At 33.8% G+C, this 19,403-nt stretch carries 15 protein-coding genes; 11 read left to right on the top strand and 4 right to left on the bottom strand.

The features are described from left to right. Positions 1 to 20: 20 nt before the first annotated feature. Both gldI and VDP25_RS04000 read left to right on the top strand, forming a co-directional pair. Positions 21 to 554: a gliding motility-associated peptidyl-prolyl isomerase GldI gene (gene gldI, locus VDP25_RS04005; RefSeq protein ID WP_334467162.1), complete on the top strand. Its 534-nt coding sequence runs from the start codon at positions 21 to 23 to the stop codon at positions 552 to 554. Then, entirely contained in the window at positions 547 to 1,767 is a 1,221-nt protein-coding gene (locus VDP25_RS04000; RefSeq protein WP_334467160.1) for a peptidylprolyl isomerase, read from the top strand. The genes gldI and VDP25_RS04000 overlap by 8 nt, the downstream gene beginning before the upstream one ends. Positions 1,768 to 1,891: 124 nt before the next feature. Here VDP25_RS04000 and VDP25_RS03995 read toward each other — a convergent pair whose 3' ends face one another. Beyond that, on the bottom strand, positions 1,892 to 3,355 hold the full coding sequence (locus VDP25_RS03995) for an aminoacyl-histidine dipeptidase (RefSeq protein ID WP_334467158.1): 1,464 nt from the start codon (positions 3,353 to 3,355) through the stop codon (positions 1,892 to 1,894). Positions 3,356 to 3,500: 145 nt separating this feature from the next. Here VDP25_RS03995 and VDP25_RS03990 point away from each other — a divergent pair, with 145 nt between their 5' ends. The 3 genes from VDP25_RS03990 (at position 3,501) to VDP25_RS03980 (ending at position 9,094) form a co-directional block, all read left to right on the top strand. Beyond that, entirely contained in the window at positions 3,501 to 4,568 is a 1,068-nt protein-coding gene (locus VDP25_RS03990; protein ID WP_334467156.1) for a DUF3810 domain-containing protein, read from the top strand. Positions 4,569 to 4,798: 230 nt separating this feature from the next. After that, positions 4,799 to 7,771, top strand: a complete 2,973-nt coding sequence (locus VDP25_RS03985; RefSeq protein WP_334467154.1) for an amidohydrolase family protein — start codon at positions 4,799 to 4,801, stop codon at positions 7,769 to 7,771. A gap of 12 nt (positions 7,772 to 7,783) precedes the next feature. After that, complete coding sequence (locus tag VDP25_RS03980; RefSeq protein WP_334467151.1) at positions 7,784 to 9,094, top strand: amidohydrolase family protein; 1,311 nt, start codon at positions 7,784 to 7,786, stop codon at positions 9,092 to 9,094. Positions 9,095 to 9,187: 93 nt separating this feature from the next. On the opposite strand, the gene VDP25_RS03975 is transcribed toward VDP25_RS03980, so the two are convergent. From VDP25_RS03975 to VDP25_RS03965, 3 genes are all read right to left on the bottom strand, one after another. Beyond that, positions 9,188 to 9,985 (bottom strand): hypothetical protein, encoded by a 798-nt coding sequence (locus VDP25_RS03975; RefSeq protein WP_334467149.1) that lies wholly within the window; start codon positions 9,983 to 9,985, stop codon positions 9,188 to 9,190. A 132-nt stretch (positions 9,986 to 10,117) separates the two neighbouring features. Next, positions 10,118 to 10,867 carry a hypothetical protein gene (locus tag VDP25_RS03970; protein ID WP_334467146.1) on the bottom strand — a complete coding sequence of 250 codons (750 nt, stop codon included), beginning with the start codon at positions 10,865 to 10,867 and terminating at the stop codon, positions 10,118 to 10,120. Positions 10,868 to 11,119: 252 nt separating this feature from the next. Next, on the bottom strand, positions 11,120 to 12,889 hold the full coding sequence (locus VDP25_RS03965; RefSeq protein WP_334467144.1) for a T9SS type A sorting domain-containing protein: 1,770 nt from the start codon (positions 12,887 to 12,889) through the stop codon (positions 11,120 to 11,122). A gap of 48 nt (positions 12,890 to 12,937) precedes the next feature. Between VDP25_RS03965 and VDP25_RS03960 the strand changes: the two genes are divergently transcribed. From VDP25_RS03960 to VDP25_RS03935, 6 genes are all read left to right on the top strand, one after another. Continuing rightward, positions 12,938 to 13,735 (top strand): TrmH family RNA methyltransferase, encoded by a 798-nt coding sequence (locus tag VDP25_RS03960; RefSeq protein WP_334467142.1) that lies wholly within the window; start codon positions 12,938 to 12,940, stop codon positions 13,733 to 13,735. Between the two features lie 91 nt (positions 13,736 to 13,826). Then, a complete protein-coding gene (locus VDP25_RS03955) occupies positions 13,827 to 15,059 on the top strand; it encodes a M48 family metallopeptidase (RefSeq protein WP_334467141.1) in 1,233 nt (410 codons plus the stop codon). Between the two features lie 49 nt (positions 15,060 to 15,108). Continuing rightward, the gene (locus VDP25_RS03950; protein ID WP_334467140.1) at positions 15,109 to 15,558 is read left to right on the top strand and encodes an SET domain-containing protein-lysine N-methyltransferase; all 450 of its coding nucleotides are present in this window, start codon (positions 15,109 to 15,111) and stop codon (positions 15,556 to 15,558) included. Positions 15,559 to 15,701: 143 nt separating this feature from the next. Then, complete coding sequence (locus VDP25_RS03945; RefSeq protein WP_334467138.1) at positions 15,702 to 16,421, top strand: 3-ketoacyl-ACP reductase; 720 nt, start codon at positions 15,702 to 15,704, stop codon at positions 16,419 to 16,421. Between the two features lie 126 nt (positions 16,422 to 16,547). Continuing rightward, positions 16,548 to 17,051 (top strand): hypothetical protein, encoded by a 504-nt coding sequence (locus VDP25_RS03940; RefSeq protein WP_334467135.1) that lies wholly within the window; start codon positions 16,548 to 16,550, stop codon positions 17,049 to 17,051. A 130-nt stretch (positions 17,052 to 17,181) separates the two neighbouring features. Further along, on the top strand, positions 17,182 to 19,389 hold the full coding sequence (locus VDP25_RS03935; RefSeq protein WP_215925409.1) for a RelA/SpoT family protein: 2,208 nt from the start codon (positions 17,182 to 17,184) through the stop codon (positions 19,387 to 19,389). Positions 19,390 to 19,403: the final 14 nt, after the last annotated feature.

Genomic DNA, 19,403 nt, shown 5'->3' with positions numbered 1-19,403 from the left:
CGGACAATAAATTAATTAATATGAAAAACCTACTCTTAATATTCATCTTATCTACGCTGTGTTTTAGCTGTAAATCGCCAGAAGCACGAATGCCAGAATCTGTACAATCGGGTTCTTTCTTAAAAGCCTCTGCCGAGCGTAATAAAAAGCTAAACGAGCACGAACGTCAGCAAATTCAAGACATTATAAAAAGTAATCCTAATAAAAATTATATCGCTTCAGAAAGTGGATTTTGGTATTATTACAATACAAAAATTGAGAGTGACACTATACAACCCCAATTTGGTAGTGTTATAAATTTTACATACGATGTCTCTAATATCGAAGGAGATGAAATTTATGCTAAGACCACCAAAACCTATGTTATGGACAAAGAAGAATTGTTCACCGGTTTACGTGAAGGCTTAAAACTTTTGAAGCCATCTGAAACAGCAACTTTTATTTTTCCATCTCAAAAAGCATTTGGCTATTATGGAGATGAATATAAAATAGGAACTAACATTCCTTTAATTTGTGAAGTAACTTTAAACACTATAATTGAAAAAAATGATTAAAAAAGCACTTACCGCATTCGTTGTACTATTAGTATTGGTAAATATATCCTGCCAAGAACGTTATTCTGATTTAGGAGATGGAATTTATGCCGAATTTGTAACATCAAAAGATACGATGGTTGCAAAACTATTTTTTGAAAAAGCACCTGTTACAGTCGCTAACTTTGTAGCTTTAGCAGAAGGAAATCATCCCTTAGTTAAAGAAGAATTTAAAGGAAAGCCTTTTTATGATGGATTAACATTTCACCGAGTAATGAATAATTTCATGATTCAAGGAGGTGACCCAACAGCTTCAGGAACTGGTGATCCTGGTTATAAATTTGAAGATGAACTTGTACAGGAATTGCAACATGATAAACCAGGAATATTATCTATGGCCAATTCTGGTATTAACTCTAATGGAAGTCAATTCTATATCACTGAAAAAGCAACTCCATGGCTAGATGGTTACGATGCTGAAGGAAACTTAAAAGATTGTGCAAACCCAAGAGTATATTGCCATTCTGTTTTTGGTGAATTAGTAAAAGGATTAACAGTATTAGATACTATATCTAATGTAAAAGTAGAACCTCGATCTAGCAAACCACTTGAAGATGTGGTTATTACAAAAGTAAATATCATAAGAATTGGTTCAACCGCAAAAAAATTCGATGCTCCTAAAGTATTTACAGAAGAATTACCAAAAATTAAAGAAAGAGCAGCTATCGCTAAAGCTGAAAAAGAAGCAAAAGCTGAAAAAGAAAGACTAGAAGCAAAAGCAAAAGCTGATTTAACAAAAACCGAGTTCTTAAAAAAGAACGAAGAACTTAAAGGACGTAAAATTGAGTCTCCAACAGGAATGGCTATGATATTTACTCACGAGAGTAATGGTGTTACACCAAAATCTACAGATCGTGTCAATATCGAATGTGCTGGTTATTTAGAAAACGGAGAGTTGTTCTGGACCACTTGGAAAGATGTCGCTGAAAAAAATGGAAAATATGACGAACGAATTGATAAAGCTGGTCGTTATACATCTTTTGACATGCCTTACAACGAAACAGCGACCTTAATAGCAGGTTTTAGAGAAGCTATGTTACATATGAAAATAGGTGACAAAGCAAGAGTTTATATTCCTTACTATTTAGGTTATGGAGAAAGAGGAAATCCTCCTGTAATACCTGGAAATGCTAACCTTGTTTTTGACATTGAATTAGCTGGAATTAAAAAATAGTTACTATAACTGAATAATATAAAAAGACCTGTTAAGTTTAGAACTTAACAGGTCTTTTTTTGCTCTAATTTCAATATTGTCTTTACTAAAAAAACAATAAAGTGAAATTTATGATCCTTTATAATTAAGCTTTAGGAATATTTTCTAAAATCTCTAATACAAATTTCCAATACTTTTGAGCAGAAGAAATTTGTGCACGCTCATCTGGAGAATGGGCACCTTTAATATTTGGTCCAAAACTAATCATATCCATGTTTGGATAGTTTGTTCCTAAAATCCCACATTCTAAGCCTGCATGGCAAGCAGCAACATGTGGCTTCTCTCCATTATTTAAACGCTCATAAATTGGCACCATTAGTTTTAAAATATCAGAATCCATATTTGGTGCCCAACCTGGATAATCACCAGAAAACTCAACCTCACAACCTGTAAGTTCAAAAACAGCACGCAAGGTATTTGCTAAGTCTTGTTTTGTACTTTCTACAGAACTACGAGTTAAACAACCAATTTTTATATGCCCCTCTTTTACAATAACTCTAGCGATATTATTAGACGTTTCTACTAAGCCTTCAATATCCGGACTCATACGATATACACCATTCCATGCAGCATATAATGCTCTTGTTAAGCCTTCTTGCACACCTAAATCCATTATTTTCTCTGGAGTCTCAGTTTTAGAAACAACAACTTCTAAATCAGGTTCCATAGTTTTAAATTCAAACTTAAGCTCATCAGCTTTAGCTTTCATTTCCGCTTCAAAAGCAGCTTCGTGTACCGCATCAATTGCAACAGTTGCATTACTTTCTCTAGGAATAGCATTACGTAAACTTCCTCCATCAATTTCAGAGATACGAAGTCCATAATCTTCAAAACCATCAAATAACAAACGGTTCATTAGTTTATTAGCATTACCTAAGCCTTCGTGAATTTGCATTCCTGAGTGCCCTCCTTGTAAGCCCTTTACAGTAATTGTATACCCAATTTTAAATTCTGGAGTTTCTTCTTCTTTATACTCGCGTGTTGCAGTAACATCTACTCCACCAGCACAACCCACACCAATTTCATCATCCTCTTCGGTATCTAGATTTAAAAGAATCTCACCTTTAAGTAAACCTCCTTTTAATCCTTTAGCACCTGTCATTCCTGTCTCCTCATCAATAGTAAACAACGCTTCAAGTGCTGGATGTGCAATTGTATCACTTTCTAAAATAGCCATAATTGTTGCTACACCAAGACCATTATCGGCACCAAGAGTTGTACCTTTTGCTTTTACCCAGTCGCCTTCAACATACATTTCAATACCTTGCTCATCAAAATTAAACACCGTATCGTTATTTTTTTGATGTACCATATCTAAATGCGATTGCATCACAATAGGCTTTCGGTCTTCCATACCTTTTGATGCTGGCTTACGGATAATTACATTACCAACCTCATCTTCTATCGTTTCTAAACCTAAGTTTTGTCCAAAATCCTTCATGAATTGAATCACACGCTCTTCCTTTTTTGAAGGACGTGGTACAGCATTTAAATCTGCAAATTTATTCCATAATTCTTTTGGCTCTAAGGCTCTTATTTCTGAACTCATATTTATATAATTTTAAAAAAGCAAATTTACAAAATAAGGATAACTCTATGTGGTCATTTTAAACTTGTTTCAGAATCTCATTACAGTTCTATTTCTATAGAAGAAAAACCATAAATCAATCCTATCTTTTTCCTATTTTTGGTCTATGCTCAAAAACAAAAAATTAGGTTTAGTTATATTCTTAGGAATTCAAATTGCTTTAATTGCTATACTGAAGCATTATCCCGAATTTGTTGAGCAATTTTACAGCAATGGACTGTACGTGTTCTTATCTAAACTCAGTCGCTATGTTTTTGGCTGGATCCCTTTTTCGGTTGGAGATATATTATACACACTTGTAGGAATTTATATAATACGATGGTTAATTATAAATCGGAAACGCATCATTAAAGACACCTTAAATTGGTTCCTCGATATTGGCGCAACCTTATCAATCGCTTATTTTGCATTTCATATCCTTTGGGCATTCAATTATTACAGACAACCACTGTACAAATCCTTAAATCTTGAGGCAGATTATACCACAGAACAACTGATTTCGTTTACAGAAAAATTAATTCAAAAATCGAATAACCTACACCTTCAATTAGCAAAAAACGATACTTTAAAAGTTGAGTTACCTTATACTAAATCTGAAATTTTAAGTAAGGTAAAAGAGGGTTACAGTGCACTTTCAGAAGTCTACCCGCATCTGGATTATCATCCCAAAAGCATCAAAAAATCAATCTATAGCTTACCTCTAACTTATATGGGATTTTCAGGGTATCTAAATCCGTTTACAAATGAAGCTCAAGTGAACGGTTTAATATCTTCCTACAAGTTTCCAACCACAGCTTGTCATGAAGCGGCACATCAACTCGGTTATGCCGCCGAAAATGAAGCGAATTTTATAGGAAGTCTCGCTGCCATTCATAATGACGATATCTATTTTAAATACTCAGGTCACACATTTGCACTCCGGTATTGCTTAGCTGAAATATACAATAGAGAACCAGATCTTTACATCGCTATCCTTCCTACGATAAATAAAGGTATTTTAAAGAACTACCAAGAGGTCCAAGATTTCTGGAAGTCTTACGAAAATCCAATAGAACCTATTTTCGAAAAAACGTTTGATAGTTTCTTAAAAGCAAACAATCAATCTGCTGGTATGAAAAGCTACAGTTATGTCGTTGCTCTATTGGTTAATTATTATGAGGACAAACAATTGTGAATTAATCCTTAAAACAACACCCCTAAAGTCCCCTCAAGGGGACAATCCAAACATTCAACATTTTAGTTAAATTTCAGCAATAGGCTTAAACTTTATTAAACGTTAAATGGCCATCTAGCTCATTAATACAACATGAATTCTACTTAGAAAATGTTAAAGTATTCAAATAATGAATACCTATTTAGCTATAATTCCTATCTTTAGAATTCAATCTAACCAACCAAAACCATATGATTAAAGTTCATTTACGGCTGCTCATTTTTATGTGCAGTTTTTCGTTATTTGCACAAGATTACTTTCCGAGCAATTCTGGAGTCATTGCAAACAACTCTAACTACACAGCATTTACAAATGCTACAATTCACGTATCACCAACCGAAATAATAGACAATGCCACGCTCCTCATTAAGGATGGTAAAGTGGTGAGTGTTGGAAAATCAGTAAACATTCCGAAGAATACAACAAAGATTGATCTTTCAGGAAAAACCATTTATCCGTCTTTCATTGATATGTATACCACTTTTGGTGTAGAAAAACCCAAACGTGGTGGCAGCGGTCCACAATATGGAGCAAGCCGAAGTGGCTATTATTGGAACGACCATATTATGCCAGAACAAGACGTTATGGCAAGTTTTAAATATGATGCAAAATCGGCATCAGAGCTACACAAATTAGGCTTTGGTGTTGTAAATACACACATGCCAGATGGTGTTGTTAGAGGCACAGGTGCTTTAATTGCACTTAACAATAATGCGGACAATGCTATGCGTGTTGTTGATGGTGAAACTACACAACATTTATCATTTCGTAAAAGTGTAAGATCTCGCCAATCGTACCCATCTTCAATTATGGGCAGCATGGCTTTATTGCGTCAAATGTATAATGATGCCAAATGGTATGAAGCAGGACATATTGATACCAAAGACTTATCATTAGAAGCTCTAAACAAAAACAAAAACTTACTTCAAATTTTTGAAGCTGGCAGCAGAGCTAATTTGATGCGAGCAGATAAAGTTGGAGATGCTTTTAATATTCAATATACCATTGTTGGTGGTGGAGATGAATACGAACGTATTGATGAAATCAAACGCACAAACGCCACCATTATTCTTCCCATAGATTTTCAATTGGCTTATGATGTTGATGATCCATTCTTAGCTAGCACATTGTCTTTAAGTGATATGCGTGCTTGGAATCAAGAACCTCATAACCCAAGATTATTGGCTGAAAACGGTATCAAATTCGCGTTAACCACACATGGTTTAAAATCGAATAAAAGCTTTTCTTCTAATTTAATGAAAGCGATTGAAAATGGGCTTTCTAAACAAAAAGCATTAGAAGCTTTAACCACTATTCCGGCGTCATTATTAGGAAAATCAGATGTTTTAGGCACTTTAAAAACGGGAAGCTATGCCAATTTCTTAATTACTGATGGAGACATTTTCGAAAAGAAAACTAAACTTTTTGAAAATTGGGTACAAGGCACACCACATATTATAGCCAATATGAATACAAAAGACATTGATGGCGATTACAATTTTAAACTCGCTGGAAATGATTATAAACTTACCATTTCTGGAAGCACAAGTAAACCAACAGCTAAACTTGAAAGTGGTGACCAAACTTTAGGTACAAAAATGAACTACTCAGATAACTGGGTTAATCTGACGTTCAAAACTGCTGATAGCACAAAAAAAGCATACGTTAGAATTATAGCTAACGCAGCAAACAACAATACTTTAAACGGTAAGGCTATTTTACCTAATGGTAATGAACTATCCTTTTTTGCAAATAAAGTGGCCAAAGAAGACACCAATAAAAAAGACGACAAAAAGAAAGCTAATGATGCTATAGAGACGCCTTTTATGAGTCCTATCACCTATCCTAATTTAGCTTACGGATTTACTGAGAAACCAAAATCGGAAACTTTATTATTCAAAAATGCAACGGTTTGGACAAATGAAAAAGAAGGTGTTTTAGAACAAACTGATGTCTTAATTAAGGACGGTAAAATTTCCAAAATAGGAAAAGACCTATCGAGTAAAAACGCAAAAGTTATTGATGCTACAGGAAAACATATTACGGCTGGTATTATTGATGAACATTCGCATATTGCAGCCGCTTCAATAAATGAAGGAGGTCAAAATTCTTCAGCAGAAGTGACTATTGAAGATGTTGTAAATGATGAAGACATTAATATCTATCGCAATTTGGCAGGTGGAGTGACCTCCATTCAAATTTTACATGGCTCAGCCAATCCTATTGGTGGACGCTCTGCAATTATTAAATTAAAATGGGGAGAAGCTGCTGACGATTTAATCTATGATAATTCTCCCAAGTTTATCAAGTTTGCTTTGGGTGAAAACGTAAAGCAATCGCGAAGCAGAACTAATTCGCGTTTCCCACAATCGCGAATGGGTGTTGAACAGGTATTTGTCGATTATTTTACAAGAGCAAAAGCTTATGACGAATTAAAGAAAAGCGGTAAACCATACCGACATGATGCCGAAATGGAAACACTTGCTGAAATTCTGAATGGTGAGCGTTTTATTTCTTGTCATTCTTATGTACAAAGTGAAATTAATATGCTGATGAAAGTTGCCGAGCAATTCGATTTTAGAATTAACACATTTACGCACATCCTTGAAGGTTATAAAGTGGCTGATAAAATGAAAGCACATGGAGTTGGTGGTTCTACATTTAGCGATTGGTGGGCTTACAAATATGAAGTAAATGATGCCATTCCTTATAATGCAGCTATTATGCATAATGCTGGTGTTACCGTCGCTATTAATAGTGATGATGCTGAAATGTCGCGTCGTTTAAATCAAGAAGCAGCAAAATCTGTAAAATATGGTGGCGTTAGTGAAGAAGAGGCTTTAAAATTTGTGACGTTAAATCCTGCAAAGCTTTTACATCTTGATGACCGCGTTGGAAGTTTAAAAGTTGGAAAAGATGCCGATGTGGTCTTATGGAGCGATCATCCGTTATCTATTTATGCTAAAGCTGAAAAAACGATTATTGAAGGAATAACCTATTTTGATTTAGCTAGAGATCAACAAATGCGTGAAGCTATTAAAAAAGAAAAAAGTGAACTCACAAACTTAATGCTTCAAGAAAAAAACAAAGGCTTAAAAACACAGCCTGTTAAGAAAAAAGAAGAGAAATTAATGCATTGTGACACTATGGATTCACACCACTAAAAACGATTTAAAATGAAAAACTTAAATAAAATAAATAGTCTATTGTTTTTGTTGTGTGTTACTTTAGGAATCGCACAGCAAACACCTGCACCTAAGCAAACCAAAGACTTTGCGATTATTGGTGCCACCGCTCATATTGGTAATGGCACTGTGATAGAAAACAGCATTATTGTGGTTAGTAATGGAAAAATAACAACCATTGGACCCGAAGCTACAACTCCACTCACCAGACAAGCCATGGATATTATTGACGCTAAAGGAAAAGACGTCTATCCCGGTTTTATTGTCGCTAACGGCACCTTAGGTTTAGTAGAAGTTGATGCTGTAAAAGCTTCTGATGACTTGTCTGAAATGGGAACATATAATCCACATATTAGAAGTATTATCGCTTATAATACCGAATCTAAAGTTACTGAGTCTATGCGACCGAATGGCGTATTACTTGGACAAGTTGTTCCAAGAGGAGGCCGTATTTCGGGTACATCTTCTGTAGTACAGTATGATGCTTGGAATTGGGAAGATGCCGCCATAAAAATGGACAATGGAATTCACGTCAATTGGCCAAGTAGTTTTAGTCGTGGGCGTTGGTGGCTAGGTGAAGATCCAGGTTTAAAGCCCAATAAGGATTATACCAAGCAAGTAAAAGAATTATCAGATTACTTTAATGAATCTAAGAGTTATAATAAAGGAAATAAATCCGAATTACATTTACCTTTTGAAGCTTTAGCGGGCTTATTTGATGGCTCTAAACGTTTATACATTAATGCTAATGATGAAAAAGGCATTACTGATGCTGTAAATTTTGCAAAGTCCCATGGAGTTTCTAAAATTACAATTGTTGGTGGTTATCAAGCAGGTAATGTCGCTAGCTTTTTAAAACAAAATGATGTGTCTGTCTTTTTAAGACGAATTCACTCTAGACCAGAATTAGAAGATGATGATTATGACACCTCTTATAAACTTGCAAAAAAGCTAGTAGATGCTGGTGTTTTAGTAGCTTTAGAACCAAGCGGACAAATGGAACGTATGAATTCTCGTAACCTCCCGTTTTATGCTGGCACCACTGTAGCACATGGCTTAACCAAAGCACAAGCCTTACAGTTAATCACACAAAACCCTGCAAAAATCATGGGTATTGATGATATGTATGGCACTTTAGAAGTTGGTAAAAGCGCAACACTATTTATTAGTGAAGGTGATGCCTTAGATATGCGCACCAATCAATTAACACATGCTTTTATTGATGGTAGAAATTTAAGCTTAGAAACCCACCAAACAGAACTTTGGAAACGGTTTTCAGAGAAACCTAAACAAGAAGATTAACAACTATTAAATTACCTTAGCACGTTTACGTAACATCTAAACACAAAAAAAGCGAGCCAAATGGCTCGCTTTTTTTGTGTTTAGATATATTGATTATTCAATCACTTTAGCACTTTCAGGTTTTAAAAATATCCCGTTATCTGGTGCATTTTCAGAAAGTACAACATCACTAAACTCAACTGTATTTCGTTTTTCTGTTGGCAAATTATCTTTATAGTTGTACCAGTCTACACTTTTAGGTACTAGAAGTCCATTAACCGTTTGCCAATTATTATATCTTATAAAATGAAAATCTGGACTTCCTTCTGTTCTTCCAAAGGTTACCGTATAAGCTAACCACTCCATTTGACCAGATTCAGCATTGTAAAAAACCTTATATTGATCATTTGAAGATTCTCCAACACCTGCTTCAAAAGTAATTAAGATTCCAGGATAAGTCTCTCCTTCAAAAATTAATGGGTCTGTATCTTCGTATGTTATACCTTCATCACCTAAAACAAATGGCATCGCATAGAAATAAAACATTAGACCTTTATAAAATGTAGCGTTGCCTTTATATACTTTACCTCCCTTTTCATTAATCCAAATCGTTTCTCCATCAAATCCTTGTGTGTAAGTTGGTGTATCAATTAACTCAGCTCTTGTTTTTAAATTCTCTGTGGTTTTTTCTATTCCTGTAGGTTTTGTAATGGAGAAAGAAAGCGTTTGCATTTTGTTCCAGTTATCAATGCCTCCATGTGCATCAAACACTTTAGTTATAGATTCTGGATAGATGCTTGTGGTAATCTCTTCTTGCTTTACCTCTTCTACAATTTTAGTGTCTTGTTTTGGTTCGTTTTTACAAGCTGTAATTAAGACTGCTAAAAGAAATAGGTGTACTAATTTTTTCATGATATGGTTTTAAGTTGTCTTATTGGACGATATTGAGCCTAAGTCATTACAAAAAAGTTCTAGAAATAATTTAAAAATCCGCAGTTACCTCAAGGACAAACCTTAAAACACTGACTGCTTTAACCCCTTAAATTACAAACTGCTTATAGATTTCCTTTTATCTTCAGAATTATATATTGGATTAACATTAAATAATTTAGAACTTTTTCTTTTATGATAATTTTTATTTTTGAACTGTTTACGCATAAATTCAGATTTATCAAAAACCTCATAAACACGTAGGGTATTAGCTTTTGCCACTTCAGATTTCATTTCTAATTCTATTTGATCTATTAATTTATAAATTTCTGATGAAAATTTTAAACCCATTGTTTTATATGACGAAAACTGTGAATTAGTCTCCTGTACCACCCAATACATTTTATTTTCATTAAGTTGAAGTAAGTTAGATGTATCTATTGATGAGGACTCTGAAGCAATTGGATTCTTAGAAACCATTTCTTTTACATTACTATTAATATTAATATTTGTGGTTTTAATACCTTCTGCTTTTAAATCTCTTTTTTCTAAGTACATCACAATCCAGTGTCTGCCTATTCTGGCTTGTACCACATAATTCCCTATAGAGAGATGGCTTAAACCAATTTTTGCATTTAAATTATTAATTTCAAAAGTCTCTAAATACTCGTAGTTTAATATATCAACTTGTTTTATTTTTTTATGGTCTGTAGCAAGGATTAAACTATCACCACTCTTATTCAATTTTTGTACTAAATTGAATTTTTGAGCTGCAGTGTTGGTGTTTTTTTGAAAAGTTATTCCCTGACTATAAGACGAGAGACTGACAAATACTAATATAAGGACTGTGAAATTTTTAATCATCATCAATGTTTATTTCGGTTACTTACAAATTTAGGGCTGCAAACGTTGTACTTTAAGCCCTATCCATTGAAATATTAACCCTAAAAAACGTTGTAGGATGCTGATTAAGCGACATATAAAATACTTAAACAAGTAAAAATAATAACTATGATTGAAATTTAAACCAATAAAAACAATGACCTCTTATAACTAATCCGAACAAAAAAAGCTTCAAGAAACCCCTGAAGCTTTTTTTAATACTGATAATTTAAGTTAGTTCACCACCAATTTCTGAATTACAGATATACTTTGCGTTGTTAAAGTCACAAAATATAAACCACTTTCTAAAGTAGAAATATCCAATGATAGAGACTGCTCTTGAACTTCCATTGCTGGTAAAATCAACTTGCCTTGAAGGTTTAAAACATTAACGGTTACTACTTCAGAAGAAGAATTTGCGAACTGAATGTTAACTTTGCCTTTTGCCGGATTTGGAAATAGTTTAAATTCAATAGCATTAAAATGTTCAACATTTAAAGCTACTGAACTTTCAAGATAATCTGGAATCATGTTGTTATTCGTATCATCGTCTGTTGGATCGCCGTTGTTATTATAATCTTCATCAATAGTTAATACGCCATCGCCATCATCATCGTTATCTAAATAATTTTCAATAGTATCATTATCGGTATCCACAAATGGATGCATCGTATTTCGTCCTAAAACAATATTGATTTCAACACTAGTAGCAACACCATCCCCATCGTCATCATCGTCTAAATAATTTGGAATGTCATCACCATCGGTATCATCATCTTCTAGATTACCATTGTCATTGATATCTTCATCGGCATCAATGACACCGTCACTGTCCGTGTCTGTACAAACCACTTCCTCTACGTTAATCATAGTAGAAACTGTTCCACACCCAGAAAAAGCAACAACCGTTACATAATAAAAACCAGGTTCTGATACCGTTAGAGACGATTGCGTTTCACCTGGTAGAAGACCACCATCATTGGCCCATTGAAAACTATAGTCTGTAGCAGATAATTCTGTATCTAAGACCACTGAATCTCCTACACAAAAGCCATAACTACTTTCTAAATTTAACTGTGGCAACGTATTTACATATATATCAAAATTAGTAAGTGCATAGCAGCCGTCTAGATTTTCAACTCTAACATAAATAGTTTGTGGATTACTTACGTTTGTAAAATTAGTTGGATCTGAAATTGGATAAAAATCACTTAAAGCATCAGCTTCATCTATAAAATAAGAGAGTGTAAAAAGCTCTCCTGACGGATTTATTTCACCCTCGATTAGTGTTAGATCAAAAGCGGTAATTCCATCATAATTGTCATCGCATTGTACAATATCATTTGGAGTTCCCATAGCTCCAGAAGGATTTGGTAATACACGTATAGTTAATGGCGTTATACCTACACAACCTGTATTGGTATCCGTAACTGCTGCAAATAATGTCTGCGGATTTGAGGTATTTGTATAAGCTACTGAATTAGATATCATATTCATCTGCACCTGAGCATCTGATTGTGTTTCATAATAGGCTACTGACCAATCTGTATTACCCGCTGTTATTTCTAAATTGTTTGCTGTTAAATCAAATACAGCAATCTCATCGGCATTGTCGTCACATAACATCATGGATGTTGCTACAGTAACAATAGGTGTTGGATTTACAACTAAGGCTAATTCAGTAAGCGCATAATTCCCAGTAGCATTAGATTCTAATCGCACATATATAATTTGTAACCAGCTGGTAATATTAACATAAGGATAATTAATCGCATAAACTCCATTGATTGCATCACTCATTGTTTCGTGATACGTTACCGTATAATCTACAGCACTTTGTTGACTTCCTAAAATTTGTGCATCTGCATAAGTTAAATCGAATAAAGCAAAACCATCATTATCATCATCGCAAACCACGTAATCGTTTGGTTGATTCGCCACCTGAGCAAATGAAATTGTGTTGATTGTTAAGAATAGAAATAGGTAAAGTAGTTTTTGTTTCATAATAGGTTAAATTTGTATCTCTCAAATATAGATATAAATAATATAGTAATGAGTAAATCCATCTCTAGCGTTCAGAATCCATTTATAAAACAACTTGTTCTGCTCAAAGAAAAAGCGAGACAACGCAAAAAAACAGGACTGTTTTTAATTGAAGGCAAACGTGAATTATCATTAGCTATAAAGGGTGCCTATAATATTGACACCTTACTATTTTATCCAGAATTATTTTCTGAAAGCGAAGCTCAAGCGATGTCACAATACAATATTGAGATTATTGAAATATCAAAAGAAGTCTTTCAGAAATTAGCACATCGCGATACTACTGAAGGGGTTATTGCTGTTGTGAATTCAAAACATCATACATTAGAAGATTTAAAATTTGAATCTAAAAACCCACTAATTTTAGTGGCCGAAGCCCCTGAAAAACCTGGTAATATTGGTGCCTTGCTTAGAACAGCTGATGCCGCAAATGTTGATGCCGTTATTATTGCAAATCCAAAATCTGATTTATACAATCCTAATATTATTCGTTCTAGTGTTGGCTGCGTATTTACAACTGAAATTGCTATGGCCAGTTCTGATGAAGCTATTGACTTTTTAAAGAAATACAACTTCAATATTTTTTCGGCAATTCTACAAGAATCAGAACCCTATCACACGCAAGATTATACCCTACCAACAGCTATTGTGGTGGGTACAGAAGCAACAGGTTTAACCGAAGAATGGCGCCAAAGTGCCACACAAAATATAAGTATCCCAATGCAAGGTGAGATTGACTCCATGAATGTGTCTGTTGCTGCTGGAATTCTTATTTTTGAAGCCAAACGCCAACGCAATTTTAAATAACCTAATTTGTTTGGTTGAGCGCAGTCGAAACCTATTTTAATAGTATTCTAAAACCTTTCACCTGAACTCTAGGTGACAAAAAAATATATTAATGACAGCACAAACCCTATTCTATATCATCATCGCTATTATTGTCATCAACTTTATAATCGATAAAGTGCTCGATGCTATAAACGCAAAACATTATAACGATCCAATTCCTGAAGTATTAAACGATGTGTATGACGCAGAGGAATATAAAAAATCACAAGCTTACAAAACCGTGAATTATAAATTTGGACTTATAACCTCCTTGTTTTCTTTTGTATTAACCTTAGGCTTCTTACTTTTAGATGGCTTTGAATACGTTGATAATTTCGCCAGACGTTATTCTGATAACCCAATACTAATTGCCTTAATTTTCTTTGGCATTATTATGATTGCTAGCGATATAATTACAACACCATTTGGCTATTACAAAACCTTTGTAATTGAAGAAAAATTCGGCTTCAATAAAACGACTAAAAAAACCTTTATTTTAGATAAATTAAAAGGTTTGCTAATGACCGTACTTCTCGGCGGAGGCATCATTGCACTTATTGTTTGGTTTTATCAAGTTACAGGAAATCAGTTCTGGCTATACGCTTGGGGCATTGTAACCGCTTTCACTGTATTTATGAATATGTTTTACTCCAAACTTATTGTACCACTATTCAATAAACAAACTCCTTTAGAAGAGGGTGAATTGAGAACTAAAATTTCAGCCTATGCAGCATCTGTTGGTTTTAATCTTGAAAAGATTTTTATCATCGATGGTTCAAAACGAAGTACTAAAGCCAATGCTTATTTTTCGGGATTTGGCAGTGAAAAACGCGTCACCCTTTACGATACTTTGGTCAATGATTTAGACGATGAAGAAATCGTTGCTGTTTTAGCACACGAAGTAGGACATTACAAAAAGAAACACATCATTTTCAATTTAGTGACCTCTATTCTACTTACAGGATTAACACTATTCATTTTATCCATCTTTATATCAAATCCGTTATTATCCAATGCTATTGGAGTTGAAACGCCGAGTTTTCATGTTGGCTTAATTGCTTTTGGACTACTCTACTCGCCTATTTCTGAAGTCACAAGTTTAATAATGAATTATGTTTCAAGAGTTTTTGAATACCAAGCGGATGATTATGCTAAAGCAACATACAAAGCCGAACCTTTAATCACCTCATTAAAGAAATTATCTAAAAATAGCTTGAGTAATTTAACACCTCATAAAGCCTATGTGTTTATGCATTATTCGCATCCTACGCTTTTAGAACGCATAAATAACTTGAAAAAATAAAAGCGATTTAAATTCTAGCAACTAACAACCTTAACAAATCTTATAAACCTTGAACGCCTCCAATACAGAAGACCATTATACAAGTACAAATACTATTGAAGCTCCAGAATCAGATTACTTGTTTATTCAACCTTCACAAATTAAACATGCTGGACAAGGTTTATTTACGGCAGTTGACATTTATAAAGATGAAATCATTGCGTTGTTTAAAGGGGAAATTATCGATAACAAAGAAGCCGAAAAACGAGCAGCACAGCACCAAGATAGGTATTTTATTAACTTACTAGATGGCACTATTATGGACAGTATGCATACCCATTGCTTTGCCAAATACGCTAATGATGCAGAAGGCTTAACGCAAAGTAATTTTAAAAATAATGCTGCAATTACTTTAGACGATGATAATAATGTCTGCATCAAAGCAATAAAAGACATAAACTATGGTGAAGAAGTATTTTGCAGCTACGGTAAATCGTATTGGAAAAAGCACGGTAAATAACATTTTCTAACACCCAATACTTGTCAAAAAAACGCATCTCACACTTTTAGAACGCATTAAGAATTTAAGGTTGTAAGTTCACATTATTATAACATGACTAACCCACAATTTTTATAACTTTGAACAAAAAGAAACATAATAAAATGACAGATTTAAAAAATAGAAAAGCAATAATTACAGGAGGCGGAAGAGGTTTAGGAAAAGCAACAGCTATCGCTTTTGCTAAAGAAGGTATTGATGTGGCTATTACAGGCAGAAATGAAGCCGTTTTAAAAGAAACCGTTTCAGAATTAAAGACATTTGGAGTTAACGCTATATATGCTGTATTTGATGTGAGTAATTACGAGGAAGTTCAAGCAGGCATTACTTCTTTAATTGAAACATTAGGTGCTATAGACATTTTAGTGAACAATGCAGGTATAGCTGCTTTTGGATCTTTAAACGATATGGAAGTGGATCAATGGAGTCAAATTATACAAACCAATGTAATGGGAATGTATTACGTCACCAAAGAGGTTTTACCACATTTAATAGCTAAAAACGAAGGTGATATTATAAATATCTCTTCTACAGCAGGCTTAACAGGTAATGCTACGACTTCTGCATATTCAGCTTCAAAATTTGCCGTTATTGGAATGTCGCAATCTTTAATGAAAGAGGTACGTAAAAACAATATTAGAGTGTGTACTTTAACACCAAGCACCATAGCTTCTGATATGTCTATAGCATTAGGTATTGCAAGCAAAGATTCTGAAGACAGCGTATTACAGCCCGAAGATTTTGCAGAACTAATTGTATCTGGTTTAAAACTACCTAGACGCGCTATGATGGCTAATGCGTCGTTGTGGTCTACTAATCCGTAAAAGTTTCAAATTGAAATAAGTCATTACAAAACCTGCATTAATTGCGGGTTTTGTTGTTTTTTATTTTGAAGTATTTGTATTATTGAACTCTAAATCATTATAATTAAAACATTTAAACCCTTAAGATTGACTAGAATTAAAACACCAATAACAAATATTATAGTTAAAATACCAATTGTTATTATTTCAATCCTAGTCTTCATTCGTGATTATAATAGTTTAATTGATTATTTTGAATTAACAGGAAATAGCAACTCCATTGTTGACTATTTGAAAATAGTATTTACTACTTCAACATTAAGGACTTCATTTTTAATGCTTATTCCTCTAATTGGTGTCTTCTTAAAAACAAAAATGGGTTGGGTTCTAATGCTTTCCTTTTACTATTTTTTAATAAGCCTTTTTATTTATTTTTTTATTGATGCCGAACTTGAACGAGATGGGTCAATAGTAATTGCTTTTCTTTTCGTAATACTTCCAATGATCTTCATTGGAGTAATGAACAATAAAGACAATACAAAGGTCGTTTATCACATAAAAAGCAATGAATTAATAAAGATGAATTTAGCTTCATTTATCATAATGCTAATTCAAATAGCCATGATTAGTTTTTTTAATCTTACGCAATAATAAATACAGCTCTTGATTTTTCTATTATTACCTGAAAGAATGACACTGTTTTCTTGAAAAATCAAAGTTTATTCGAATTTCATTTAAAAAAACAATTGCCAATTAGAAATCCTTTCACTACTTTAGTTCTATGACTGAGGAAGCTATAGAAAAAGAAAATAAGGCCATTGCAAAAGCTTACAAAGAATTACTAAAAGTAAGCTATCAGACGTTAACAGATGAGGATAAAAAATTAATCCGTCATGCTTTTGATGTCGCTGTAGATGCGCACAAAGATCAACGTCGTAAATCTGGAGAAGCTTATATCTTTCACCCTATTGCTGTTGCTAAAATTGTAGCTCAAGAAATTGGTTTAGACGCCACATCTATTGCTGCAGCTTTACTTCATGATGTGGTTGAGGACAACCCAGAATATACCATTGACGATATGGAACGGCTGTTTGGAGAAACTGTTGCGAGAATTGTTGATGGCCTCACCAAGATCTCATCGTTAAAAAAAGATATGGATGTGTCTTTGCAAGCCGAGAATTTCAGAAAAATGCTTCTGACCTTAAATGACGATGTAAGAGTTATTATTATTAAAATCGCAGACCGTTTGCATAATATGCAAACCATGGATTCTATGCGTTCAGACAAGCAAGTCAAGATTGCATCTGAAACACTATACATATACGCACCTCTAGCTCATAGAATTGGACTTTACAATATTAAAACCGAACTCGAAGATTTAGGATTAAAATACACTGAACCTGAGGTCTATAATGATATTTTAGAAAAAATTAAAGATAGCAAAGAAGAGCAAGATGCATATATCAAAGCATTCTCTAAAGTTATTGAAGACTCTTTAAATACCGAAGGTCTAAACTACGAAATTAAAGGACGGCCAAAATCCATTTTTAGCATTCGTAGAAAAATGGTAAAACAAGGCGTCTCTTTTGAAGAAGTTTACGATAAGTTTGCGGTTCGTATTATTTATAAATCAGATTTAGCTAACGAAAAATTCTTAGCTTGGAAAATATATTCTATTGTAACCGATCATTTTACGCCAAATCCAATTCGACTTAGAGATTGGATTTCGTCACCAAAATCTACAGGTTACGAAGCACTTCATATTACAGTTGTTGGTCCAAAAAGCCGCTGGGTTGAAGTTCAAATTCGTAGTGAGCGCATGAATGAAATTGCCGAAAAAGGCTATGCTGCTCACTATAAATATAAAAATGCAGATGCCAAAGAAGACAATTTAGACTTGTGGATTAACCGTTTACAAGAAGCCTTAGAAAACAATGAAGCTGATGCTGTAGACTTTGTAGAACAATTTAAACTCAACTTATATTCTAAAGAAATTTTTGTCTTTTCACCCAAAGGTGATTTAAAATCGCTTCCAAAAGGGGCAACTCCACTCGATTTTGCATTTAGTATTCACACAGAAGTGGGTATGAAAACTCGCGGTGCCAAAGTGAATGGAAAATTAGTGCCTTTAAGTCATGAACTACAAAGTGGCGATCGTGTTGAGATTATGACTTCAGAAAATGCCAAACCAAACGCCAATTGGCTAGATTATGCTACTACAGCAAGAGCTAGAAGTAAAATTAAATCGGCATTAAACGAAGGCACCAAGCTTATCGCAGAAGAAGGAAAAGAGATTTTAAGACGAAAATTAAAGCAATTAAAAATAACTTTAAATGAAAGTTCCATTAATGAATTGGTTAGTTATTTTAAACTAAATACGTCTTTAGATTTATTTTATCGTGTTGGTATTGGTACTATTGACAACAGCAAATTAAAAGCATTTGCGTCTTCTCGTAGCAATGCCTTTGTTAGTTATTTTAAAAACAAAATATACAAACCATCGGTTCCAAAAGATATTCATAAAGAAGAAATTACTTCTAAATATGACATGTTGGTTTTTGGTAAAGAGGAAGAAAAACTCAACTATACATTAGCAAATTGCTGTAATCCAATTCCTGGCGACAAAGTATTTGGCTTTGTAACCATTAATGAAGGTATAAAAGTGCACAAGAAAAATTGCCCTAATGCTGTAAGCTTACAATCTAATTACGCATACAGAATTTTACAAGCAAAATGGATAGATTCGTCACAGCAAGTATACACCTCACAGATTACATTATCTGGTATTGATGATATGGGACTGGTGAATCATATTACAAAATTAATTTCCGAGAATATGCACGTAAATATGAAAAGCCTAAGCTTTTCTAGTGATGACGGTGTATTCACAGGAAAAATAACAGTGGAAGTCAAAAACCAAACTATGCTAAAAAAGGTAATTGAAAAGCTTAAAAAAATTAATGGCATTGATAAAGTTACTAGAGTATAACTCGTTTTTTTAAA

The organism is Winogradskyella sp. ECml5-4 (assembly GCF_036903175.1).
Classification (GTDB): Bacteria; Bacteroidota; Bacteroidia; order Flavobacteriales; family Flavobacteriaceae; genus Winogradskyella; species Winogradskyella damuponensis.
This window is presented reverse-complemented; position numbering and strand designations above follow the sequence as displayed.

Excerpts from the sequence above, each read along its gene's own strand:
- VDP25_RS04000 (WP_334467160.1), top strand. The coding sequence starts at position 547 with ATGATTAAAAAAGCACTTACCGCATTCGTTGTACTATTAGTATTGGTA.
- VDP25_RS03985 (WP_334467154.1), top strand. The coding sequence starts at position 4,799 with ATGATTAAAGTTCATTTACGGCTGCTCATTTTTATGTGCAGTTTTTCG.
- VDP25_RS03955 (WP_334467141.1), top strand. The coding sequence starts at position 13,827 with ATGACAGCACAAACCCTATTCTATATCATCATCGCTATTATTGTCATC.
- VDP25_RS03965 (WP_334467144.1), bottom strand. The coding sequence starts at position 12,889 with ATGAAACAAAAACTACTTTACCTATTTCTATTCTTAACAATCAACACA.
- VDP25_RS03995 (WP_334467158.1), bottom strand. The coding sequence starts at position 3,355 with ATGAGTTCAGAAATAAGAGCCTTAGAGCCAAAAGAATTATGGAATAAA.
- VDP25_RS03970 (WP_334467146.1), bottom strand. The coding sequence starts at position 10,867 with ATGATTAAAAATTTCACAGTCCTTATATTAGTATTTGTCAGTCTCTCG.
- VDP25_RS03935 (WP_215925409.1), top strand. The coding sequence starts at position 17,182 with ATGACTGAGGAAGCTATAGAAAAAGAAAATAAGGCCATTGCAAAAGCT.
- gldI (WP_334467162.1), top strand. The coding sequence starts at position 21 with ATGAAAAACCTACTCTTAATATTCATCTTATCTACGCTGTGTTTTAGC.
- VDP25_RS03960 (WP_334467142.1), top strand. The coding sequence starts at position 12,938 with ATGAGTAAATCCATCTCTAGCGTTCAGAATCCATTTATAAAACAACTT.
- VDP25_RS03945 (WP_334467138.1), top strand. The coding sequence starts at position 15,702 with ATGACAGATTTAAAAAATAGAAAAGCAATAATTACAGGAGGCGGAAGA.
- VDP25_RS03975 (WP_334467149.1), bottom strand. The coding sequence starts at position 9,985 with ATGAAAAAATTAGTACACCTATTTCTTTTAGCAGTCTTAATTACAGCT.
- VDP25_RS03990 (WP_334467156.1), top strand. The coding sequence starts at position 3,501 with ATGCTCAAAAACAAAAAATTAGGTTTAGTTATATTCTTAGGAATTCAA.
- VDP25_RS03980 (WP_334467151.1), top strand. The coding sequence starts at position 7,784 with ATGAAAAACTTAAATAAAATAAATAGTCTATTGTTTTTGTTGTGTGTT.